Source organism: Thermanaerothrix daxensis, from assembly GCF_001306145.1.
GTDB classification, from domain to species: domain Bacteria; phylum Chloroflexota; class Anaerolineae; order Anaerolineales; family Anaerolineaceae; genus Thermanaerothrix; species Thermanaerothrix daxensis.
In genome coordinates, this window is sequence record NZ_LGKO01000002.1 from 807,187 (window position 1) to 829,050 (window position 21,864).

The following is a 21,864-nucleotide window of genomic DNA, read 5'->3' on the forward strand; positions in this document are numbered from 1 at the left end:
CGGAGAGATTATAGCACAGTGCAGGGGAGGGGATGCAATAAAAACGTGGGGCGCACATTGGCCCCACGTTGGCTTACCTGCCTCTTGCCTGGATTGAGTATTACAGAGCGGCCTTGGCCTGGGCTACCACAGCGGCAAAAGCCTGAGGATCGCGCACGGCCAGGTCAGCAAGAACTTTGCGGTTGAGGTTAATGTTGGCTTTCCTCAGTGCGTAGATCAGCCGACTGTAGGTTGTGCCGTTCAGACGAGCAGCGGCGTTGATGCGCGCAATCCATAACTTACGCAGATCGCGTTTGCGCTGTCGTCGGTCGCGATACGCATACCACAGGCTCTTAAGCATGGCTTCGTTGGCCCGCCGGAACAGGCGATGACGTGTTCCAAACTGGCCTTTTGTGAGTTTCAACACCTTCTTATGTCGCAGATGGCTGTGTGGACCACCTTTTACACGCATGACTCTCTCCTTTGCGAACCCCTGAGCGTCGGTGCATTAACACCTGTTGCAAACACCCAGCAGCCGCATCAAGTGATGTGGAATTAATCGGCTTTTTTCAAGTAGGGCGCCAAACGATGAATCCGCTGGATGATCTTTTCGCCCTGGACCGGGATCATTTCGGTGAATAGAGCCTTGGTGCGCTTTGAGGTGCGGCGGCGCAGGTGGCTCTTACCGCCCTTTGTGCGGACCAGGGTGCCCGATCCGGTTAAGCGGAAGCGCTTGGCAGTTGCCTTGTGGGTTTTGAGTTTGAACTTCTTTCCCGGTTTTGCTTTGCGAGGCACGGCTCACAACTCCTCTCACAAAAAGATAAGGCAGGTAATAACGCGCGAAGGCGCATTATACCAGAAAAATGAGATCTTGTGGGATGAAAGATTCAAAAATGGCTCAAGCGTTAGCAGCGTCCCTGGTTTCAATTTGCGGATCAGGGCTACTTTCTGCGGTTGCAGGGGCGACTTTTTTCTTGCCACCTTTGGCCGGCGCTAAAACCATGGTCATGGATTTGCCTTCAAGGGTGGGCATCTGCTCGATGACGGACACATCGGCCAGTTCGGCGGCAATTTCCTTGAGGTCCTCGAGTGCAATTTCGGGGTATGTGATTTCCCGCCCGCGGAAGCGAATGGTCACCCGCACCTTCATCCCTTCCTGTAACCAGCGCCGGGCATCACGCGTCTTAAAGCCGCGATGATGCTCGTTAGTTTTGGGACGCAGGCGAATCTCCTTAACCTCGATTTTGGTCTGGGCTTTACGAGCCTCACGTTCTTTCTTGGTCTTCTCGTAAAGGAATTTGCCAAAATCCATCACCCGGCACACGGGTGGGGTGGCATTCGGGGCGACTTCAACCAGGTCTAACTCGGCTTCGCGGGCTATGCGTAACGCCTTCTCGATGGGGACCACCCCTAGATTCTCGCCATTGGGACCGATCAGGCGCACTTCTGGGACGCGAATAGCCTCATTTACGCGATAATTTGTCGTGCTAATGGTTCTCTCCTTTCTCCTCGTTAAAATTTTGGGTAATCAAATCAGTCCGTTTCCACGGACCGATAGCAAATAGATATTACCATACCTGTTTTGAGCATGTCAACTGAAAACCGGGCACACGTTTTCATTCAACTACTTCACTGTTCAAGCCAAATGGTCACCGGTCCATCATTCAAGATGTGGACCAGCATATGGGCTCCGAAAACTCCTTGCTGTACGGGGATTCCGTAGGATTCCAGGTGGCGCGCAAAGGCTTCAACCAGTCGTCGGGCGATTTCAGGCGGGGCTGCCTGCGTGAACGATGGTCGGTTCCCCTTGCGCGTATCAGCATAAAGGGTAAATTGGGAGACCACCAGGGCCTCTCCGCCCACATCCTGAATGGAGAGGTTCATTTTGCCCCCGTCGTCCTCAAAAACGCGCAGGTAAGCAATTTTGCGGGCCAGTAGGGCGGCTTTTTCCTCGGTATCTTCTAATCCCACACCGAGCAGGATGACAAAGCCCGGCCCGATTTGGGCAACGATCTGGTCATTCACTTTGACGCTGGCCTCACGGACTCGTTGAAGGAGAGCGCGCATCAGGGCAACCCAATGGCTTCGCGGACTTCTTGCATGGTTTGTTCGGCAATCACCCGGGCGCGGGCGGCACCCTGGCGCAAGATCTCCCAAATCGTTTCCGGATTCTGAGCCAATTCTGCCCGACGTTCACGGAAGGGGGCCAGGTGCTCGTTCAGGTTGCGGGCAAGCAGTCGCTTGCAATCTACGCAGCCGATCCCGGCACGACGGCACTCGACATTCACCATGGCAATCTCTTCGGGCTTGGAGAAAACTTTGTGCATGGTAAAGACATTACACACATCCGGGTTGCCCGGGTCCGTGCGTCGTACTCGTTGTGGATCAGTGACCATTTGCATCACTCGCTGGAGGGTTTCCTCCGGAGTGGCAGCGAGTTCAATGTGGTTATTCAGGCTCTTGCTCATCTTCTGTTGCCCATCAATGCCCAGCACTTTGGGCACTTCGGTCACTTTCATTTCTGGCTCGATGAGCACCTGGGTGTTATAGCGATAATTAAAGGAGCGCACCACCTCACGAGCGAATTCAATGTGGGGCGCCTGATCCAGTCCTACCGGCACCAAATTGGCCTTGTAGAGCACGATGTCGGCAGTCATCAATACCGGGTAGCCCACCAACCCATAATTTACATTGTGGGGCTGCTGACGTGCCTTTTCCTTAAACGTAGGAAGATCAGTTAGCTTCCCCAGCGGGGTGACCATTGAAAGATAAGTATGCAATTCCATTACTTGGGGTACATTGGACTGCACGAAGATGATGCTTTTTTCGGGGTCAATCCCGGCCGCCAACCAATCTAGCGCCATTTCGTAGGTGTTCTGACGCAAGTCTCGTGTGGTTTCGAGCGTGGTCAAGGCGTGAACATCTACGATGCAGTAAATACACTCGTAATCCTCTTGTAACGCCACGTAATTGCGAATGGCGCCCAGGTAATTACCGAGATGCTGCCGGCCTGTTGGGCGGGCTCCGGAAAAAACGCGACCTTTCTTCTGGCTCATGTACGTCCTTCCTGTAAGTAGTTTTTCACCAGGCTCAGGATTTCGCCTGGTTCCGCATGTCGGCCAGTTTTAAGTTTCGAGTAAAGCAACTGCCCGTTCACGCTGACCTCAAAGCGACCACCATCTGAGGGAATCACCGTGATGGATTCAATCTCGGGTTCAAAGTTTTTTAGTAAATCAGCCATCAGACCGATGGCACGATCCGTATAATGTCAAACTGCACAATATTCAATCGTGATTTTAAGCCACATAGGCTTTCCTCTAGATAGGGATGTGTGTGGCAAAAATTATAACCCAAGCGCGGAGTTTGGTAAAATCCAAAGCATGGGTTGGCAGTGGTTTCCTGAGGGTATTCCCTGGTCAAAACGACTTTTTGACTTAATTCTGGTATTGCTGGGTATGATTCTGGCACTCCCATTGATGGGGATCATTGCTCTGGCCATCCTTGTATTTGAAGGCCCTCCGGTAATTTTCCGTCAGCCACGTCCGGGTTATAAGGGTCGAATTTTTAAGTTATATAAATTCCGCACAATGCGAGAAGCCTACGACGCGCAGGGGAATCTGTTGCCTGATGCGCAGCGATTGACGCCTCTGGGGCGGTTTCTACGCGCAACCTCGCTGGACGAACTGCCCGAGCTCTTCAACGTGTTGCGGGGTGAGATGAGCCTGGTGGGGCCGCGCCCACTTCTGGTGGCTTATTTGGAGCGATATACCCCCGAACAGATGCGGCGGCACGATGTGCTGCCGGGAATCACCGGCTGGGCACAGGTTAATGGGCGCAATGCCCTTTCATGGGAGGATAAATTCCGGCTGGATGTCTGGTACGTGGATCACTGGTCATTGTGGTTAGATATTAAAATTCTCGCTTTGACCATCTGGAAGGTCTTGCGGCGAGAGGGAATTAACCAGCCGGGGCAGGCGACAATGGAAGAATTTATAGGATCAACCCCGCCGACCGATCAAGGGGGAGTTAAGGGGTAGATCCACCCTTTTTGAAGCTCCTGCATGACCTGTTCCGCCAGGCGTTGTCGGCCAGGGGTTAGCCATTGGGGGTTGATGGTTTGGAGTTTTAGGGGAACGATTACGGTCGTGGGTTGTTTCTGTTCTGTTTCGACCTGCCATGCGGCTTCCAGCCCCTGCTCCAGGTCAAAAGTGAGCGCGACTGCCCAATTAGAAGGTGCATCCTGTGGGGATTCTGTGGTTAATATCCCCCAGCCAGTGGTTGCGAGGTGGTCTTGCAGCTCTGGGGTGAGCACTTCGGGAGAGACAAAGAGCGTTTCCAGACGATTTTTGTTTAATTCGGCCAGGGCGGCTTGCCACTCATCTGCAGGCGCATTGAGCGAAAGAGTGGTGGTGACGGGGAAGGTTACGATGGGGCCATAAGCCGGAACGCAACGCCCGCACAGGTAATAGGCACCATTGCGAAAGGCCTGCAAGGCGGTTTCGGAATTGGGGGGGAACAAGCCGCCTGCGCGAAAATCGGGTGCGATCAAAACTGAGAGGTAACCCGCCAGAAAATAAAGATTATCGGCTGAAAAGAGGATTTGGGTTAGGTTGGAGGCTTCGGGCAGAGGCGCTTCGCCAATGAAGATAAAACGAAGGTCAGGGTGTTGAGCAATAAAATCGCTGTAATCTGATGAGGGGGTTAGAAGGATAACGCCCGCAACTTCAGCCCCTAGGTTGGCGGCATGTAAATCGGGTTGAATTTCGATTTGCCAACCCTGGGCGCCTAGCCGGCTTCGCAACCAGTTAGCGACTCTGTCTTGCCAGGGGCTACTCTGGCTGACCAGTATCATTCGGGGAGGAGTGGTGGGCAGGACTGGAGAAGCCAAGGGGATTGGAGTTTCAGCCGGCGCGGTTGGGAGGGGAACTGTTGAGGTGAGGGTTGGCTGGATGGCGCCGGGCGTGCAGGCCGCAAGTCCAATGAGCATGATGAGGGTGAGAAATCCGAGTCGGCGCATGGGGTTATTTTACCGCGAAGAGTGTGGGAATGCTCTGTATTATAATAGTGGCATGATTGAACTCAATATCCCCGGGCGCGGTATTCTGCAATTAGAGCATCTGGTGTGTGATGTTAATGGGACTCTGGCGCTGGATGGGCAATTGATTGACGGGGTCTATCGCAGCATCAACGCTCTTCGAGATCGTCTCCGCATTCATCTGATCACAGCGGATACCCATGGCCGCCAGGCGGCAATTGATCATCATCTGAATCTGACAGCGGTGCGTCTGAACCCCGGCAATGAAGCGGCCCAAAAAGCCGCTTTTGTCCGCGATTTGGGGGCTGAGCACGTGGTGGCGATTGGTCAGGGCGCTAACGACGCGGAGATGCTTCGCGAGGCTGCCTTGGGAATCTGCGTGATGTCGCGGGAGGGAGTGGCGGTTTCGACTTTGATGGCGGCAGATGTAGTGGTGCCGGATATTCTGACGGCTCTGGAATTGTTAGAACGACCTTTACGCATTGTGGCGACCTTACGGCAATGAATTTGCCTACCAGCGAACCTCTACCTCCGGAACCCGAACACTCGGCGGATTCGCCTCCACCGTTGCGTCGTTCACGCTCCTCGTCCAGCAGTGAGGATAAAGGAGCGTTGCTACAAGCATTAACGCGCCAATTGGGGGCGGGGTTTGATTTCTACCTTGCGGCCGTAATTTGTGCTCTCTTGGCTGGGGCGGCCCTAACTTCTGACACCCCTGTCCTGTATTTCCTTGCTATTCTGATGAGTCCTTTCCTGGGGCCAGTAATCGGGGTGATATTGGTAGCCTTTGGAGGGACGGGGGCTTTTCTGATCAATGGTCTGGGAGGGGTTTTGTTTCTAAGCCTGGTCCTGTTGGGTGCGGGAGGGACTGCCGGTTGGGTGCAACGTAGCCTTCACTCCGGAGCGTCACCGGCATTACTTCGTTTTTACGGGCAGTGGGGGGGATTGGAGTGGGCCATCACTGCCATTGGCGCGGCGCTGGTGGCCCTTATGTTGCTTCGATCACCCCGGCAGCGCCCCCTGGTTGTGAATCTGATGCTGGCATATGGGCTTGTATTGCCACTGGCAATAACAGGGTACGGCTGGGGAGGACAACAGCCGGATCTGTTGTTTGTGGGGCTCCGGACCTTTGGACTGCACTTATTGACCATTTGGTTGGTAACCTGGGGTGTTCTTCTGGTAATGAAAGTGCGTCCCCACCTTTGGGGCTATGGGGTCGGACCGGCATTGCTGGTCGGGATAGTGGTGCTGTTGCTGGGAAAGCCAGTGGTATCCCTGAATGGAAGCGTGGTAAGGGTCAGCCCGACCGCTTCTCCTGCGCCGTTGTTACTGCAACCCACGCTAACGGTGTCACCCCGTCCAACAATGCCCCCAACCCAAGTTCCAGTGAGTTCAACCCCGTCCATTCTCCCTATCCCCTCTCTCACGCCTTCAGCAACGCTAACCCCCGAACCGACACCAGTGTGGGCGCGGGTGTCGGCAAATGTTGGGGGAGGAGCCTTTGTGCGCGAAGAGCCAGATGGCCGGGTGCTGACTTCGTTGCTCAATGATTCCCTGGTGCAGGTAATCTCTGACCCTGTTCGGGGACAGGGGGGAGTCCTGTGGGTTAAGGTACGGACTCAACAAGGGGTTGAGGGATGGATGGTGCAGGCATTGCTGGCCACTGCCACTCCAATGCCCGGATGGTAATTACAAACACCACTTAACATCTCTGGAGAGGTGAAAAACGATGACGATACATTTTGGTACAGATGGTTGGCGCGCAGTCATCTCTGACACATTCACATTCCACAATTTACGTCTGGTAACCCAAGCCATTGCAGATGCAGTGGCTTCGGATCAATGGTTAAACGGATTGGGAGAAGGAATCGAGGCTGACCCCAAGACCATGGTGGTGGGGTTTGACACGCGTTTCCTCTCAGATCGTTTTGCTCAGGAAGTTGCCCGTGTGCTGGCGGCAAATGGATTCACCGTTTACCTTAGCCAGGCTGATGCACCAACCCCAGCCATTTCTTTCGCCGTGCGCCATCTGGGTGCTATTGGAGGTGTGATGATTACGGCCTCCCACAATGCACCGCGTTACAACGGGGTCAAACTCAAAGCCGCATTTGGTGGCTCAGCGTCTCCAGAGCAGTGTCGGCGGGTTGAGATATACCTGAACGACAATGAGGCTCAGGGACGGGGTCCCAACTTGATGGATTACGAGCAGGCCCGCCAACTCAAACTGATCCAGCGCTTTAACCCCATCCCTGCTTATGGAGAACACTTACGCCGTCTGATTGACTTTGATATCATTGCCGAGAATCCCTTGCGGATTGTGGTGGACTCAATGTACGGTTCGGGACGGGGGGTCATTCGCAGTCTGCTTCAGGGGACCGGCTGCGAAGTGCACGAAATTCGAGGTGAGATGAACCCGGGGTTCGGCGGTGTGCATCCGGAACCGATTGCGCGGTACCTGGGTGCATTGGCAGGCGCCATCAGCACCGGAGCGGGTAATTTCGGTTTGGCAACCGATGGCGATGCGGATCGTATCGGCGCCATGGATGAGCGGGGAAACTTCGTAGACCCGCACAAGATCATGGCGCTGGCATTACGCTATCTGGTGGAAAAACGCGGTTTGCGTGGTGCGGTGGTGCGCACGGTTTCGACCACGCGCATGATTGATCGTCTGGCAGCACGGTATGGGTTGCCCCTTTATGAGACACCGGTGGGCTTCAACCATATAGCCGATTACATGTTGCGGGAAGACGTGCTCATCGGAGGCGAAGAATCGGGGGGCATTTCCTTTAAAGGGCATATTCCGGAAGGTGATGGGATTCTGATGGGGCTGTTGATTGTGGAAATGGTGGCTCAGTCGGGCGGCACTCTGATGGAATTGGTGGATAGTTTGCTTCAGGAAGTGGGCCCTGCCTACTACGAACGCAAAGACATGCGTTTGCGCCATCCGGTTTCCAAGGAAAAGATTACCGCCCGGCTTAAGGACGAAGCTCCCGCGCGAATCGGTGGGGAGGCTGTGGTCCAGGTTAGCACATTGGATGGTGTGAAATATATCCTGGCTGACGATTCCTGGTTATTGATTCGTCCTTCGGGGACCGAGCCGGTTTTGCGCGTTTACGCCGAAGGTCGCTCGCCAGAGATGGTACGCGCTCTGCTGGCTTACGGAGAACAGGTTGCCAATCAGGTGGCGTGAATTTGCCAGGAGTTAGGAGGATATATTAAAGGCAGGGGCGAGCACAACCCCTGCCTTTTTGCTTCCCTAAGGGGTGTTTCCTAAGGCGATACTACGCACCGAAATTTAGCGCGTGGCCGAGAAACGCAGGCGACGGGTGACCACTATGACGAGGATCAGCAAAACAGCCAGACCCAGCAAACCCGATAACCCAACTTCGTCCGCAAATCCAGTGGTCGGTAGTGCCGTGCTGGTCGGTGTGGGGCCTACGACCTGAGGGGTCCCGGTGGCTGCCTTCGCCACCTGGGTCAGAAAAGCGGCTACCGTAGCGGTACGCGCCATGTTTTCTGGTGAGAGGGTATTAGTGGGTACCGGGGTGGCGGTGGGGACGATGATTACCGGTGTGGCAGCCGTTGTAGGGGTGGGTTGAGCCAGCAAGGTTTGTTGCATGGCCAAAGCCTGAGATGTTTGGGTGGCCTGCATGGCAATGAGTGTGTTTTGGGCGTTGATTTGAGCCGCCTCCTGTTGCAATCGGGCGCGGTTCTGGTTTGCTGAGACCAGAGCAAAGATGATCAGGGCAATAACTGCCAGCACAAAAACGCCCCCGATGATCCCGGCCGCAATCAGAAAGTTGCGGTTGGGTCCAGGACCACCCGCTTCAGGTTCCGGTTCGAAGGATTCCTCAAAGGGATTTTCGGCGCCAGTGCTTCCCTGAGGGGAGCCTTGTTCTTCACTATCAAAATCGTTGCGAAAGTCCATGGTTCACCTCTCCTTGTTTAGACTTATCAGGCAATGATTTCCAAATTGAATAAGGGCACTGTGACCCTTTGGGTGTTTTCCAGTTCAATCTCTGCCGCCGGAAGGCGTTGTCCACTGCGTTGTAGCCAACTGGTGTGTGGCTGGATCACCTTACCAATGTTTCCTGCATATGGAGGAAGCGCCAAGCGAACCGTCTGCCCGACGGTAATTTCAACGGCTTCCTCGGGCGCTTTACCATCGGCGGGCAACGGGATCACAATTTCTGGTTTTTCACTTAACCTCGGGTTCCAGGTCGCCAGTAGATAGACATCGCGCTTTTGATTGGTGTTCAGTAATTGAAAAGCCAAGCGATTGATCGGAATCTGTCCTACACCTTCGAGGAGGATAACGGGTAGGTTAAGAGAGGCTGCCAGCGGAAGCAGGGGGGCCGAAAGACTGCCCAGAATGATACCTCGTACGGGAATTTCTGCCGCCATCTTGAGGGCCTCGGGCTGATAACAAATGCCCCCGACAATCACGCTGCCTCGTAGGGTCAGGTCTAAGACCTCGGGTTTTAGGGGGGCATCAGGCGTTTCCGCCAGCATGGTGAGCACGCCGTTGTTGCTCTGCCGATTTCCCCATACCCCCTGGATCAAGGCCCCATGGGTTTCGACGATGGCGCCTCGCTCGGGAAAAACCTCGGCAACTCTGCCGGGCAACCCGGCTAAAAGGCGATAAGGCTGGGAAGCGACTTCCAGAAGAATTTGGCCTTTATATATGGCTGCAATTCGTCCAGGCACCGGGGCACGTAAGATGCGCGAAAAAAGACCGCGAGTTTGAGCCAGAATGTCTCCTTTTTCAACCTGTTCTCCCACGCGGCGTTCAATCAGACGCTCAGCGTCGGTAACGCGCTGGACCCCCAGAGCCTTGCGCACGTCCAGCAATAAGTGCTGACCTGGAGCAGGTGCCTCGGCAATGATGTCGGTGGCTTCCACCGTTTGACCGGAACGCACCAGGACGCGCCCTTTTTCAGTGAGCATGCGTAGACGGCGCAGATGAGTCAGAGGGAGAATGTGGTGAGTTGGTAACATCATAGGCATGTGAGTCATTCTCTAGGCATGCAAGGTTTGTGCCAGTTTTCAACCGCCAAGAGTAGCCATCCAACGTTTGAGTAAATCGCGGCGGCGAGCGGAATCGGTGGGGAGGGTTATGGGACGTCCACGGGCATCAATCACAGCACCAAGTAGCCCACCTGTGACTTTGAAACTACGTGCCGTGTCCTTTCCAGTCGGAGAAAGGCGCAGAGGGCGTAGAGGTTGCAGATGCAGGCGCGCTCGTTGTCCATTGGGGATTGGAAGCGGCACCAGCATACCCTGGCGCACTTCCACACTCGAAGTTTCACCGCTTTCCAGTTCATAGCGTACTTTAAGGATGGGTGTACCATATTGAGCCGGGCTGAGAGGGGCAATAACCGTGCCCAGGTTAACCAGTGCGTTGCTTTCGAGTACTTGGACAACCAGAGTGGGGTTTAGTGGCGCAATGGCGCCCAGAGCGGTCAGCAAGCCGTAGGGATCGAGAATAAAGGTAGTGACGCCAATGGGTTGGAGACCATCCAGGAGCGCGAGCAAGGATTGGGCGGGTGAAGTGGCTTGCGTGAGAGCATAACCGCTGACCAGGATGGGTTCGAACCCGTACATTCCCTCATCAGGTGCCACACGGGTCGCCACCTGAGCAAGAATTTGACGCAGCATGGCCTGTTCAATGGCCTGGTATTCCAACGAGGTGGGTACAGTAGTTGGGTACAGCGTTCGATGCCACAGATAATCTCTGACGGTTTCATCTGAGGCATGCATGGGCAGCCAGCGGGTAATGCTTTCCAGCGGGTTTTGTTCCAACGCCTTGGCTAATCCGAAACCAGTGCCTATAGGTAAGGCTTGCATGGTGAGGGTTCCACCGCGCGCCATCGCAATCCCCGTTGTGGCTGAACCCAGGTCAATGCCCAGGACTCCCTGAGGAGCATTTGTGATTTTTTCAAGGAATTGGATCATGCGCCCAAAGGCTCGCAGGCTGGGCTGTGGGGTGATGGCACTAATCATGCTGTAAGATTGCAATCCACCAATCTGGTGTGAACGGCGCTGATAGACGATTTCAGAGAGCGCCTCCTGGGCGGGTATCAGATTCTCCAGATCAATATCCGGGCGTAGGTTAGGAACTGTGTGTGGACGCATATAGGGTTCAAGGCGGTCAGATACCTGTTTTGTAATCGCCGAGTTGCCGGCATAGAGAACTTCCGGACGGTTCTCGGCGGGCATGAGTTGTAGAGCCAATGCCAGTAAATCTACTAATTTAGCCATGGATCGTGTGGCTCCCTGATCGGTGCCTCCGGCGATCAGAACCAGGTCTGGGCGAGCGCGTAGAATGGCATCAATTTGAGCCTCTGGTTTTCGGCGGTCGTTGAGGCTGATTTGCTCAACAATCTGGCAGTAGGTAGATTCCAACACTTTACGGGCACTTGCCAGGGAAACGTCCTCCAGCAATCCCATGGCCACCACACGCAGAGGTTGTCCGGCTGAGAAAGTCAGTACGAAACGGTCTACTCCCGATCCGTCCTCTTGTGTGGGGAGGAGCAGGTGGGCTTCCTCCATCAGCCGTCGCCCGGTGATCTCTTCCAGGCGGGTGAGTGCCTGGAAGATACTCTCGCTGATGTCGAAGAACGGCGCGCCAATCGTGCTGCTCACTTGAGTGGCCGCAATCATGCGGTAACGTTCTTCTACCACGTCGAAGAGCAGGGCGCGCGTGAATACGCTTCCAATATCAACGGCGAGAACCGATTCGGCTTCAATGACGGATGAACTCATAGTCTAGTATCTCAAGGTGCCAGAGTATTGATAGATTGAAGTATGAAATCCAAGCGCCCAATGAGCACGGTCAATGAGGCCAGGATCACTCCTGCAAAAAAGGCCCCCAGGGTGATGGCAATGAACACCTGCCCGATTCTAGCCATCCATTCGACCCAGGGTGAGCGAACAATGCCCTTCCCGGGCTCGCGGCGCCCGGTGAACTGGAAGTACACCAAGGTGGTCATAGTGCCAAAGAGCAGCACGATTCCGGTGAGCCATCCACTTGGGCTGCTCTGGGCGGGAGTGAAGGGGAGACCCGCGGCGCGCACCTGGGTGAACAGGGTACCAAACAGGGCTCCGTTGATGATAACGGCGGCTCCAACCCCAACCAGAAAGGCCATGGGCAGGCTGCCCAGGAAAGACAATCGGCGGGAAAGCCGGGCTAGCAATAACAGGCTGAGTAATAGCGGGATTGCCATCAACCCAACAGAAGCGCTTGGGCTTAAGAGAGGGGTTATCAGGCGCGGGATGATAACTTGGTCAATGAGGATGGCTGCGAAGTAGCCAGCCGAGATGCCGATGAACGTGTAAATGGCTATGCGGAAGAGAGGATTATCCCCAATGGCATAGGATAGCACGGCCAGGGTGAGTACGAAAGCGATCAGGCTCCACAAAGCGTCGGTCATAGTGCCTCAGCGTTTTGAGCGGGATTTTTGGGCCTGGAAAAGGGCTTGGGTGGCCCCTGCCAGGGCTCCCAGCAGAATCAATAAGGCAATGGTGAGGCTCCCCCACTGATAAGCACTCCAAAGTGCAAGGTTCTCACCCCCCACTTTGGGAGTCAGACGGGTATATAGGATGCTTCCAAGCAGGCCAGTTAGCATGCCATTGATTTGTTCCGATTGCACGTAGGGGGCAAGGTAAGGGGCTGCCTGAGCGCTGGAAATTACCAGGAAAGGCCGCTCGGAGAAGAGAGGACGCAGTTGTTCGATCCATCCGCGGGCTCGCTCTCCACTGTCGGTGATCAGGAGAATGGCATCGAAATCCTGCAGCGAGTTGACACCAATCAGGGGTTGTGTATCCCAAGCAGGTTGGCCTTCCAGGGTGGTGGCCATCCCCAACCGCGGTTGATATGCAAAGGCTGCTAATCCGGTGGTTTCACCAGCCAGGTACCCCAGGTGAACGCTTTGCTCGGAAAGCGCGTACCCGGGAATTTGCTGTGCTGCCTCCTGGGCCATGGCGAGTCCCAAGACCGGGGCGTTGGATTGGAGAGGGAGAAAAACCAGGCGTGCATCCTGCCGCATCAAGTCACTTAGCGTATTGATCGTGGCCGTGTGAATCTCGGGCAGAAAGCCAGCATCTATATCCAGTCCTACCAGCACGCGTGGGGCAGGGTGTTGTGCGGAGAGATTGTTAATGGTGGTGGCAAATGCAACCGCCTCGGCCGGAAATAGTGTCGGTAGAGCACTTGGAGGTGTGGCCGATGCCCACCCTGTAATCAGGATGGCGAAGAGCACTATAGTGATGGCGAGGCGCAAGATCGGGCTGGGAGCAGTGACTTGTTTTTGAACGCGAAGAGGTGTGGGGGTACTCTCGGCAGTTACCAGACTTTCAAGCAGTGCCGCGTAGGCGCGTTGTTTTTCACTTACATTGAGACGAACGGCATGAATCGGGGGGCGTGAGTAGCGCAGCGCCTCAGGTTCACCCGGTAGCACTCCCTGGAAGCCCGCTAGCGGACCACTGGTCTCGATCCGGGTATCCTCTTCCTCTGCATGAGGGGGTGTAGGGGCAACGGCTTCAACCGGCCGCATTGCTTCCAGCCACTCTGGCAACTGGGCAGCAGGGGTGACGCCGCTTTCAGCGCCTTCGGCGGGGGACTCTGCTTCGGCCAGCCATTCGGGTAACTCGCTTTCAATAAATGGGGGAACGATTGTCTCCGGCGAGGGGGCGGTTTCGGCAATGCCGTTATCAACAAAGGCGGGGATCTGGGCGGCGAGGTTTCCTTCCTCCAGAGTTTCTTCAATCTTAAGGTGATCCAGCCAGGCCGCATAATCTTCTTCGCTGAAAGCCGGGATCACCTCCGGGCTTTCCTCGGGTATTTCGTCGGTTGGAGGGAGTTCGGTGGTTGGGGTGAATTCTTCTGGGGTTGGGGTGGATTCATATACACCCGAAGACCGATTCTCAAAAATAGAAGCAGGGGTTTCTTCGAACCAGGCCGTGATGTTCTCGGGGATCTCCGTAAAGGGTGGGATAGCCTCGGGGGTGATTAGACCCGCTTCCTCTACTTCTGGACCCTGAGCAACCTCCTCAGTGGGCAGTGTTTCTGCTTCTTTGCCTTCTTCTGAAAGCGTGGATAAATCTTTGAGCCACTCGGGCAGAGATTCCGCTACAAAAGGTTCGGGTTCGGGGAGTGGGGAAGTGGCCTCGCCCTCCACTACGTAAGTTTCTGGAACCGGAGGCTCTTCTTGCTCTCGCAGTGCTTTCAACCACTCGGGCAATTCTTCCTCACTTTGCCCAGTTAAGGGTGTGCTTTCAGCAGCAAAAGGCGCTTCTTCGGTTGCTTCCTCACCCTGGAGCCTGCTTATCCATTCGGTGAGGTCCTCTTGCGCCAGCGGTTCGGGCTGAGTGAGGGTTTCAGTTTCCTCGTCTTTATCGGCAGATAAAATTTTTTCTAGATCAGGCGTCAGGAAGGATTCTTCCCCGCTTGTGGGTTGAATCTCTTCCCCAAAGTCTGAGGTTTCGCTGGCTTGTCGCAAAGAGAGCAACCAATCCGGCAGTTCTTCGTCTGATGCTTCAGTCGGTGATGGGGGTAAGGGACCGGCTTCCTTAAGCCAATCTGGAAGGTCTATGCTCGCGCTCTCGGAACCTCCAAAGCCAGAGGTTGATTCAGGATGCAGAGGTGCATAACACCACTGGCAAAATTCATTCTTGTCAGGATTGGAAGAACCACATTGAGGACAAACTACGGTGTTCATAGGGTGCTTTACTCGCTATAAGGGCGGTCCATGCCAAGCAGAATGCGCAATCCGGTGAGCAGGCTTCCCAGGGCAATTCCCAAAAGAATTCCACGTGCACCTGCTCCTGGTAAGATGTTTAATATAGTCAATACCTCCTTGATGACTGGCGAGGTGTCATTGGTCAGGAAAATCCCACTTCCTACAAGCAAAAACACAATGGTGCTGGCCAGAAAAAGCCCGCTTATCCAGGAGCGATGCAGGGCAAACAAACGCACTGCACTGACTACAAATGTGATCGTAAGCAGGCCTACCAGGCTGGCTTCAACCGGCAGTTGCACGGATGTGATAAGGGGGCGTATGCGTTCATCGGTTGGGCCAAGGAGCAGACCCAGGATTGCAGTGAAGATAAATCCCAGGATGAAAAACAGGCTGTAGTAATCGCGTTCGCGAGGGGAACCGATTTTGCGCCAGTGAACACTGAAGAGGTTAAGAATGGCCACCAAACCGGCCACGGCGGCCAGAATGATGGCCCAATCTAAAAAGAGCATGCGAATGGAAGCAAGGACTGGCAGGGGGAAGAGATAACTCAACAGGACGATTAACCCCACCCCAATCGCAATGGCAGTTGCCACAGGAGATCTCATAGCCATCCAAACACCCCCAACACAGCGCTGAGGACGAGCGCTAGAATGACGCCCCAGCGCAGCAGATCCTGCACACGGAGACTGGCCACATGAGCCGGGCTGGTTTGCAAGTAGGCCGGAATAGCAAAAAGTTCTTCTCCAATAAGGGGTTGTTTTGTGGTAGCAAAAAGGACCGCTTGAGCGCTAAGGGAGTCGCTGGCTGCCAATGTGAAAGCATTGTTACGGACCGCGGCTTCACAGAGCAAGCCGATTTCTGGACCGTAATGCCCAATCATCAGATGGACTGAGACATTTTCGTCATGGGCAATGGGTAGCATTCCCGCGGCATATGAGAGGGGGGTAACGCCCGTTAGTCGCCCACGTTGGGGATCGTAGAGGTCCAGGGCATTATTCAGGCGGTAGGCTGCCCGTTGCGTGCTCTGGCTGAGCAAAGTCAGGCTGCCTTCCCCGCTGGTGGCCAGTGGGGGGCGGTCGCTAATGGAACTAACGGCGGTTATCCGTTCGAGTGCCTGCAGTCCAATAAGGGCTGAGGCGCTGGTGGGCTGGGTAATGCCAGTATGACCCAGGGTGAGGTGCAAGCGTGTACCTTCTTCAACGGAAAGGCCTAGGGAGCGAATAAGTTCCGAAAAAGCCGTGATCGGGCGCAAGCCCCAACGGGGGCGGCGCTTGGGTGGCAGGGTGAGGAAGAAGAGCAGGCCCGCACAAACCAGGATGATAACAAACGCCACAATAGGCAGGATGGTGCTCATTGGTGGGGTTCCTCAAGAAGGAGATTGATGAATTCACGCTGTGCGGCGTCATCCTCCAGGATGTGGAGGAGAGCTTGCCATTGCGAAGAGTTGGGCTGGGTGGTAAGGAGTGGCAGGCCTCCATAGAGGAACTGGGCGAAAACCCACCGCAAAGGCCCCAAGGCCTCTAGCAGTACCGCTATGGGCTGTGCCAGCCCCCAGCGCTGGAGGTGCTCTGCCCAGGCGACCCAAGGATGGGGTTCGTTTGCCATGTCATCAGTATAGCACAAATTATTAGATGCCATACCCCGTCCATGGCTTTTATCTCGAGTCTTTCATAGGCATCCAAAGGATTTGCCCTTTACAATTTTGATAGTAGAGGCGCAATTCACGATTTAGAGCGTCTAGATCGGGCCAGAACGTACTTAATTGAGAGCGATAGCAGGCAATGGCCTCAACCCAGATTTCAAGCGCCTCTGCAGGGAGTTCGAGGGGGTAGGGACGATGTGTGGAAAGCGGGTAAAAACCCTCTCTGCATTCACGTAAGGCGTAGGGAAACTCAGCATAGTACCACAACGAAGGGCGCGCTAACGCCTCGGCAGCGGCACGGGTCAGATGATGATCAATGTGCCCACCTAAACCCAGAGGGCATACCAGGATAAAAGGATCGGTTAATGAGGCTTCAAGCCACTCACGCACAATGGCGACTCGCGGGCGCTCTGAAGAGGGTAGCGCGGGCTGGAAGAGGTCTTCATCGCGATTCACGATGGGACGGTTCTGCCTGGGATCGCGCCGATAAATACAATCCGGGAGAGGGAATTGACGGGGCGTGGCCCCTATACGAGCGCAGGCTTCCCGATCTTCCTGGCGGCGAATAGCGACGGCATTAAGTTCGGTTTGCCAGCGCCGATGAAGTTGCTGGGCATATGTGGAGAGCGGCCCTTCAGGGGGATCGCCAGCACAAAGGGTCCAAATCTCTACCTCCTGACCCTTTTGGACCTGATACCAGATCCATCCGCCGCACGAGAGGACAGCATCATCCAGGTGGGGGGAAAGATAAATCCAGCGCATTTTGCCCTCGCGTCGGTGAAAAATTTTATCATAACCATCTGTGAGGTCAGGCGGGTATAATAAAAACACAGAAAAGGAGTAACCATGGGTATTTGGAATTTGTTTTCCCGAAAACCTTTCCCGCGCGAGCGCCGACATGAGGTGGAGCGTCTGATCGAAGAACTGGTCCAGATTGGACAGCGAGAAGATTTTCTCTCCGAACGCCCTGGCGGCTCTTTCAATGCCCAGTGTCGGCATCGGCGCGCTTGTGAAATCGGTGCCCAATTGCATACCCTTGGGGGCATTACCCTGATGGAATATGTGGTCAAACGCGTGCATAAGCGCCTTGGTGCCACGCTGGCAACCCATTTGTCATATGCCTGGACGGATATTGGCGGGTGGGTGCCATAAGCCTTGACGAATTTACAAAGCCGATTAAACTTGAAAGGTGTTGGGGAGTAGCTGCCCAAACCACGGGGTGGGTTATCGTCAGGACGAAGCCACGGCTTCCGGTAACCTGCGCAATCAGCGAGACCATCACCGGTTAACGGGATGGTCTTTTTTGTTTGAACGTACGCATCATGAAGGAGGATGTTTTATGGAGGAAAAACCCTGGTATGAACTGTCACTGCTTGAGGTTTCCGAGCGGCTAAAAACCAATTTGCAAAATGGTCTGAGCCGTGAAGAGGCTCAGCGCCGCCTCAATGAGGTTGGACCCAACGAACTGATTGAACGGGGATTGAAAAGCCCGTGGCGTATCTTGTGGGAACAGCTCACTGGCATCATGGTGATCATTCTGATCATCTCGGCGATCATTTCGGTCTTTCTACACGAGTACACTGATGCCCTGGTGATTTTGGTGATCGTTGTACTCAATGCCATCCTGGGATTCTCACAGGAATATCAGGCTGAGAAGGCTATGGCTGCTTTAAAGAAGATGGCCGTGCCCAAAGTTAAGGTCCGCCGCGAGGGGCATCTTATTGAGATCTCGGCGCGCGAACTGGTGCCCGGAGATCTCATCCAGTTGGAGGCGGGGGATGCCGTTCCTGCTGATGCCCGCTTGATTGAGGCGGTCAACTTGCGTGTCCAGGAGGCCGTGCTGACCGGGGAATCGGAACCGGTAGAAAAGCATACCGAGCCTATCTCTGCCGAGCATCTTCCGGTGGCCGATCAGCGGAACATGGTCTTCATGGGTACCGTGGTGACTTATGGGCGCGGGATGGCCATTGTGGTCAGTACGGGCATGCGCACCGAATTGGGCAAAATTGCGGATATGATCCAGTCGGTAGGGCAGGAGCCCACTCCTTTGCAAAAACGTCTGGAGCAACTGGGGCGTGGTTTGGCGGTGGCAGCACTGGGGATTGTTGCAATTGTGTTTGCCCTTGGAGTGCTACGGGGTGAGTCTGTTCGGGTGATGTTTCAGACGGCTATCAGTATGGCCGTAGCGGCTGTACCGGAGGGTTTACCCGCTGTGGTGACCATTGCGCTGGCCCTGGGTGCCCAGCGCATGCTCAAACGCAATGCGTTAATTCGGAAGTTACCCGCCGTGGAAACGCTCGGTTCGGTTACTGTAATATGTTCAGATAAAACGGGCACCCTGACCGAGAATCGGATGACCGTGACTGTCATTGATGTGGCGGGTCATCGGGTTGACTTCCAAGAGGAGGTGGACTATTACCAACCTCAATCGGGTCTAGCCGTACCCCCGCTGCTGACGGCTCGGTCATCAGTGGCTTTGATGCTGATGGGTGGCGCGCTGTGTAACGATGCCACACTTGAACCGGCTGAAGAGGGCGGACGCCATGGCTTTGCTGCCGTTGGCGACCCGACAGAAGGAGCGCTGGTCATTGCGGCGGCACAGGCCGGTTTACTCAAACAGAATCTTGAGACTCTCTTGCCTCGTGTGCAGGAATGGCCGTTTGATTCTGAACGTAAACGCATGAGCACCTTACATCGGGTGGATTGGCAGAAAGAGTGGCCACCAGAGTTGAGCACACTCAAAGAACACCTGATCCATCTCTGGGAAACGCCTGTGAATTACCTTATGTTCACCAAGGGAGCTGTGGATTCCCTGCTTGAAGTATGTGATCGGGTTTGGGTAGACCAGCAGATTAAGCCTCTCGATGCTGGCTGGCGAGAGCGAATTGTTCGGGCCAATGACATGATGGCCCAAAGCGGGATGCGCGTTTTGGGAGTGGCATTCCGTCCGGTTGGGGAGGAAGTCGAAAAGGATCATCCGGATGAGGTTGGGGAGTCACAATTAATCTTTGTGGGCATGTTTGGAATGATTGATCCTGCTCGCCCTGAGGTATTCCAGGCGGTTCAGGTGGCGAAAACAGCCGGAATCCGACCCGTCATGATCACGGGAGATCACCCTCTCACGGCTTTGCACATAGCCCGTACGCTGCGCATTGCTGAGGATGGACGGGTGATGACCGGACAGGAACTTGCCCGGCTTTCTGTGGCCGAGTTGGAACAGCAGGTTGAAGAGATACCGGTGTTTGCCCGGGTTTCGCCAGAACACAAACTTAAAATCGTGGAGGCATTGCAGAATCGTGGGCACATTGTTGCCATGACAGGCGATGGCGTCAACGATGCCCCAGCGCTAAAGAAGGCAGATATCGGCGTTGCAATGGGGATCACCGGCACCGATGTTTCCAAAGAGGCCGCTGATATGGTCTTGCTGGATGACAATTTTGCCACCATTGTCGCTGCCGTCGAGGAGGGGCGCCGAATCTATGATAACATCCGCAAATTTATCAAATACACCCTCACTTCTAACGCGGGTGAAATCTGGGTCATGCTTTTAGGGCCTTTTGCGGGGCTTTCTTTGCCTCTGACTCCTCTGCAAATTCTATGGATAAACCTGGTGACCGATGGATTGCCTGGCCTTGCATTAACCGTTGAACCGGCTGAGCGCGATATCATGCGCCGTAAACCCTTCTCTCCCAAAGAGAATATCTTTGGGCGCGGCCTGGCTTTAAGTGTGCTTTTGATTGGAATTGAGATGGGGCTTACTTCCCTGCTGGCTGGGCTATGGGCACTTTACACGGGTCGCACCGAAACCTGGCAGACGATGATTTTCACCACGCTAACCCTGGCCCAGATGGGAAACGCGTTGGCCATCCGTTCGGATCGAGAGCCGCTGGTTCGTTTAGGATTGTTTTCCAATCCGTTGCTGCTCGCTTCTGTGCTATTGACTTTTGTGTTACAGATGGCGGTGATTTATGTGCCGTTCTTGCAAGCTATCTTCCGCACACAACCTCTGCCTCTTGTGGATTTGCTGGTCAGTTTAGCCTTTAGTAGCATAGTCTTCTTGAGCATTGAAGCGGTAAAATGGGTGCGGTTGTGGCGCGCAAAAGCCGCTAATTCCGCGGTCTAAAAAGGGCATCTCAAATGGCATGGGAATGGTCGTTGTTGCCTCTCACAACCCAATTGGAAAGAGGGGGGGTGCAGATAGGGGGGTGTTTGGTGTCAGACCTGGTGAAGACATATGGCACCCCTCTTTATCTCTACGACGCGGTTACTCTTCGCACTCATGTTCAAACCCTGGGGGAATTACTTCATAAATACTACCCTGGCGAAGGTTTGATCACATATGCCGCTAAGGCCTATTTTGTCCCGGCACTGGCTCGCAGGCTGGCGATCTGGGGAATCGGTGTGGATGTGGTCAGCCTGGGTGAACTTCGTGTGGCTCAGAAAGCAGGTTTCGTGCCTGCGCATATTCACCTGCATGGTAATAATAAAGCCCTGGAGGAAATCACCCTGGCTTTAGAGATGGGGGTCCAGGCCATTGTGGTGGATAGTCTGGATGAACTGGAGTGGGTTGAATCCATTGCGCGGGAGCATGGGCGGGTTGCGCGTATCTGGCTGCGGATCACTCCCGGCATCACTGCTCACACCCACCCTCACATCCAGACTGCTCATGCGCAGAGTAAGTTTGGTCTCTACATAGAAACGGGAGATGCCATGGTCGCGATCCATAAGGCCCGGCGTAGTCCCTGGCTGGATTTGCGAGGTCTCCACACCCATTTGGGCTCTCAGATCCGGGACCCCGAGCCCTACCAGAAGGCGATTGACGCCCTTTTTGCTCTGGCCGAGCAGGCCGATTACTTTCCTGAAGAGTTTAGCCCCGGGGGTGGGTGGGGGGTGCGTTATCGGCCAGAAGATCCGCCGGATGATCCACGGCCCTGGGTGCAATCTATCAGCGAGAGTCTTGTCGCGGCCTGCGAGCGGCGTCGCTGGCCATTGCCGCGATTGGTGATTGAGCCGGGGCGCTGGTTAGTTGCCCGGGCAGGCGTTGCAATTTACCGAGTGGGAACCCAGAAGCGCACCGCAGATGGACGGTATATTGTTGCAGTGGATGGGGGAATGGCAGATAACCCGCGGGTGGCGCTGTATGGGGCGCGCTATGTGGTTTTGCCATTGGGGTATGAAAACTACGAAGGTCCGCTACGACCTAGCCGGGTGGTTGGGCGTTTTTGTGAATCGGGGGATATCCTGATTGAAGAAGTTGACCTTCCCCCACTGCGGCGGGGAGATTTGCTAATCGTGCCCGTCGCCGGTGCGTATCATTTGAGCATGGCCTCAAATTATAACCTGGCCACTCGCCCGGCGGTGCTCTGGTTGGAAGATGGGCGGGCCGATCTTCTGCAGCCACGCGAGGACCCGCTGACATCCTCGTGGTGGGGCGGTTAATGACAACGGATGGTGGGATTTCAATCCCA

At 54.9% G+C, this 21,864-nt stretch carries 22 protein-coding genes and 1 pseudogene; 7 read left to right on the forward strand and 16 right to left on the reverse strand.

All coding sequences use genetic code 11. The annotated features are described in order from the left end of the window. Positions 1-100: 100 nt before the first annotated feature. The 6 genes and pseudogenes from rplT to SE15_RS04085 form a co-directional block, all read right to left on the reverse strand. Entirely contained in the window at positions 101-451 is a 351-nt protein-coding gene (gene rplT, locus SE15_RS04060) for a 50S ribosomal protein L20 (RefSeq protein WP_054520810.1), read from the reverse strand. Between the two features lie 83 nt (positions 452-534). Then, entirely contained in the window at positions 535-774 is a 240-nt protein-coding gene (locus tag SE15_RS04065; protein WP_054520811.1) for a large ribosomal subunit protein bL35, read from the reverse strand. A 103-nt stretch (positions 775-877) separates the two neighbouring features. Beyond that, on the reverse strand, positions 878-1,498 hold the full coding sequence (gene infC / locus SE15_RS04070) for a translation initiation factor IF-3 (RefSeq protein WP_083461686.1): 621 nt from the start codon (positions 1,496-1,498) through the stop codon (positions 878-880). Positions 1,499-1,608: 110 nt separating this feature from the next. Further along, positions 1,609-2,046: a D-aminoacyl-tRNA deacylase gene (dtd, locus tag SE15_RS04075; protein ID WP_054520813.1), complete on the reverse strand. Its 438-nt coding sequence runs from the start codon at positions 2,044-2,046 to the stop codon at positions 1,609-1,611. Further along, positions 2,046-3,035 (reverse strand): tryptophan--tRNA ligase, encoded by a 990-nt coding sequence (trpS, locus tag SE15_RS04080; RefSeq protein WP_054520814.1) that lies wholly within the window; start codon positions 3,033-3,035, stop codon positions 2,046-2,048. The genes dtd and trpS overlap by 1 nt, the downstream gene beginning before the upstream one ends. Continuing rightward, positions 3,032-3,232, reverse strand: a pseudogene (locus SE15_RS04085) (Rdx family protein); the annotation flags it as partial. The pseudogene SE15_RS04085 and the gene trpS, both read right to left, overlap by 4 nt. Positions 3,233-3,359: 127 nt before the next feature. On the opposite strand from SE15_RS04085, the gene SE15_RS04090 reads away from it, so the two are divergent. After that, positions 3,360-4,016: a sugar transferase gene (locus SE15_RS04090; RefSeq protein ID WP_054520816.1), complete on the forward strand. Its 657-nt coding sequence runs from the start codon at positions 3,360-3,362 to the stop codon at positions 4,014-4,016. Here SE15_RS04090 and SE15_RS04095 read toward each other — a convergent pair. Continuing rightward, positions 3,995-4,966 carry a type 1 periplasmic-binding domain-containing protein gene (locus SE15_RS04095; protein ID WP_152965528.1) on the reverse strand — a complete coding sequence of 324 codons (972 nt, stop codon included), beginning with the start codon at positions 4,964-4,966 and terminating at the stop codon, positions 3,995-3,997. The genes SE15_RS04090 and SE15_RS04095 overlap by 22 nt on opposite strands. A 7-nt stretch (positions 4,967-4,973) precedes the next feature. On the opposite strand from SE15_RS04095, the gene SE15_RS04100 reads away from it, so the two are divergent. The 3 genes from SE15_RS04100 to SE15_RS04110 are packed head-to-tail and all read left to right on the forward strand — an operon-like array spanning position 4,974 to position 8,204. Then, positions 4,974-5,519, forward strand: a complete 546-nt coding sequence (locus tag SE15_RS04100; RefSeq protein ID WP_201778051.1) for an HAD family hydrolase — start codon at positions 4,974-4,976, stop codon at positions 5,517-5,519. After that, positions 5,516-6,703: an SH3 domain-containing protein gene (locus SE15_RS04105; RefSeq protein ID WP_054520818.1), complete on the forward strand. Its 1,188-nt coding sequence runs from the start codon at positions 5,516-5,518 to the stop codon at positions 6,701-6,703. The genes SE15_RS04100 and SE15_RS04105 overlap by 4 nt, the downstream gene beginning before the upstream one ends. A gap of 40 nt (positions 6,704-6,743) precedes the next feature. Further along, positions 6,744-8,204: a phosphoglucomutase/phosphomannomutase family protein gene (locus SE15_RS04110; protein ID WP_054520819.1), complete on the forward strand. Its 1,461-nt coding sequence runs from the start codon at positions 6,744-6,746 to the stop codon at positions 8,202-8,204. A gap of 105 nt (positions 8,205-8,309) precedes the next feature. Here SE15_RS04110 and SE15_RS04115 read toward each other — a convergent pair whose 3' ends face one another. Genes SE15_RS04115 through SE15_RS04155 form a run of 9 tightly spaced genes read right to left on the reverse strand, consistent with a single transcriptional unit; the run spans position 8,310 to position 17,158 of the window. Next, on the reverse strand, positions 8,310-8,942 hold the full coding sequence (locus SE15_RS04115) for a RodZ family helix-turn-helix domain-containing protein (protein WP_054520820.1): 633 nt from the start codon (positions 8,940-8,942) through the stop codon (positions 8,310-8,312). 26 nt (positions 8,943-8,968) lie between these two features. Next, positions 8,969-10,021: a hypothetical protein gene (locus SE15_RS04120; RefSeq protein ID WP_054520821.1), complete on the reverse strand. Its 1,053-nt coding sequence runs from the start codon at positions 10,019-10,021 to the stop codon at positions 8,969-8,971. A gap of 39 nt (positions 10,022-10,060) precedes the next feature. After that, complete coding sequence (locus SE15_RS04125) at positions 10,061-11,779, reverse strand: glutamate mutase L (protein ID WP_054520822.1); 1,719 nt, start codon at positions 11,777-11,779, stop codon at positions 10,061-10,063. 11 nt (positions 11,780-11,790) lie between these two features. Further along, complete coding sequence (locus tag SE15_RS04130; RefSeq protein ID WP_054520823.1) at positions 11,791-12,447, reverse strand: hypothetical protein; 657 nt, start codon at positions 12,445-12,447, stop codon at positions 11,791-11,793. A 6-nt stretch (positions 12,448-12,453) separates the two neighbouring features. Further along, positions 12,454-14,733: a zinc ribbon domain-containing protein gene (locus SE15_RS04135; RefSeq protein ID WP_054520824.1), complete on the reverse strand. Its 2,280-nt coding sequence runs from the start codon at positions 14,731-14,733 to the stop codon at positions 12,454-12,456. An 8-nt stretch (positions 14,734-14,741) separates the two neighbouring features. Further along, complete coding sequence (locus SE15_RS04140) at positions 14,742-15,347, reverse strand: hypothetical protein (protein ID WP_054520825.1); 606 nt, start codon at positions 15,345-15,347, stop codon at positions 14,742-14,744. Positions 15,348-15,355: 8 nt separating this feature from the next. Next, positions 15,356-16,108 carry a DUF6754 domain-containing protein gene (locus tag SE15_RS04145; RefSeq protein WP_054520826.1) on the reverse strand — a complete coding sequence of 251 codons (753 nt, stop codon included), beginning with the start codon at positions 16,106-16,108 and terminating at the stop codon, positions 15,356-15,358. Beyond that, positions 16,105-16,392, reverse strand: a complete 288-nt coding sequence (locus SE15_RS04150; protein WP_152965530.1) for a hypothetical protein — start codon at positions 16,390-16,392, stop codon at positions 16,105-16,107. The genes SE15_RS04145 and SE15_RS04150 overlap by 4 nt, the downstream gene beginning before the upstream one ends. Before the next feature lie 16 nt (positions 16,393-16,408). Next, the gene (locus SE15_RS04155) at positions 16,409-17,158 is read right to left on the reverse strand and encodes a PIG-L deacetylase family protein (protein ID WP_160316657.1); all 750 of its coding nucleotides are present in this window, start codon (positions 17,156-17,158) and stop codon (positions 16,409-16,411) included. Positions 17,159-17,242: 84 nt separating this feature from the next. Between SE15_RS04155 and SE15_RS14465 the strand changes: the two genes are divergently transcribed. The 3 genes from SE15_RS14465 (at position 17,243) to lysA (ending at position 21,835) form a co-directional block, all read left to right on the forward strand. Continuing rightward, positions 17,243-17,548, forward strand: a complete 306-nt coding sequence (locus tag SE15_RS14465) for a hypothetical protein (RefSeq protein ID WP_054520829.1) — start codon at positions 17,243-17,245, stop codon at positions 17,546-17,548. 187 nt (positions 17,549-17,735) lie between these two features. Continuing rightward, positions 17,736-20,519: a cation-translocating P-type ATPase gene (locus SE15_RS04165; protein WP_054520830.1), complete on the forward strand. Its 2,784-nt coding sequence runs from the start codon at positions 17,736-17,738 to the stop codon at positions 20,517-20,519. Between the two features lie 14 nt (positions 20,520-20,533). Continuing rightward, complete coding sequence (gene lysA, locus SE15_RS04170) at positions 20,534-21,835, forward strand: diaminopimelate decarboxylase (protein ID WP_083461689.1); 1,302 nt, start codon at positions 20,534-20,536, stop codon at positions 21,833-21,835. The last annotated feature ends 29 nt before the right edge of the window (positions 21,836-21,864 follow it).

Coding starts and splice junctions, on each gene's coding strand:
- SE15_RS04135 (WP_054520824.1), bottom strand. CDS start 14,733: ATGAACACCGTAGTTTGTCCTCAATGTGGTTCTTCCAATCCTGACAAG.
- SE15_RS04120 (WP_054520821.1), bottom strand. CDS start 10,021: ATGCCTATGATGTTACCAACTCACCACATTCTCCCTCTGACTCATCTG.
- SE15_RS04165 (WP_054520830.1), top strand. CDS start 17,736: ATGGAGGAAAAACCCTGGTATGAACTGTCACTGCTTGAGGTTTCCGAG.
- SE15_RS04150 (WP_152965530.1), bottom strand. CDS start 16,392: ATGGCATCTAATAATTTGTGCTATACTGATGACATGGCAAACGAACCC.
- trpS (WP_054520814.1), bottom strand. CDS start 3,035: ATGAGCCAGAAGAAAGGTCGCGTTTTTTCCGGAGCCCGCCCAACAGGC.
- SE15_RS04145 (WP_054520826.1), bottom strand. CDS start 16,108: ATGAGCACCATCCTGCCTATTGTGGCGTTTGTTATCATCCTGGTTTGT.
- SE15_RS04115 (WP_054520820.1), bottom strand. CDS start 8,942: ATGGACTTTCGCAACGATTTTGATAGTGAAGAACAAGGCTCCCCTCAG.
- SE15_RS04105 (WP_054520818.1), top strand. CDS start 5,516: ATGAATTTGCCTACCAGCGAACCTCTACCTCCGGAACCCGAACACTCG.
- dtd (WP_054520813.1), bottom strand. CDS start 2,046: ATGCGCGCTCTCCTTCAACGAGTCCGTGAGGCCAGCGTCAAAGTGAAT.
- SE15_RS04130 (WP_054520823.1), bottom strand. CDS start 12,447: ATGACCGACGCTTTGTGGAGCCTGATCGCTTTCGTACTCACCCTGGCC.
- SE15_RS04110 (WP_054520819.1), top strand. CDS start 6,744: ATGACGATACATTTTGGTACAGATGGTTGGCGCGCAGTCATCTCTGAC.
- SE15_RS04125 (WP_054520822.1), bottom strand. CDS start 11,779: ATGAGTTCATCCGTCATTGAAGCCGAATCGGTTCTCGCCGTTGATATT.
- SE15_RS14465 (WP_054520829.1), top strand. CDS start 17,243: ATGGGTATTTGGAATTTGTTTTCCCGAAAACCTTTCCCGCGCGAGCGC.
- SE15_RS04095 (WP_152965528.1), bottom strand. CDS start 4,966: ATGCTCATTGGACTTGCGGCCTGCACGCCCGGCGCCATCCAGCCAACC.
- SE15_RS04090 (WP_054520816.1), top strand. CDS start 3,360: ATGGGTTGGCAGTGGTTTCCTGAGGGTATTCCCTGGTCAAAACGACTT.
- lysA (WP_083461689.1), top strand. CDS start 20,534: ATGGCATGGGAATGGTCGTTGTTGCCTCTCACAACCCAATTGGAAAGA.
- rplT (WP_054520810.1), bottom strand. CDS start 451: ATGCGTGTAAAAGGTGGTCCACACAGCCATCTGCGACATAAGAAGGTG.
- SE15_RS04155 (WP_160316657.1), bottom strand. CDS start 17,158: ATGCGCTGGATTTATCTTTCCCCCCACCTGGATGATGCTGTCCTCTCG.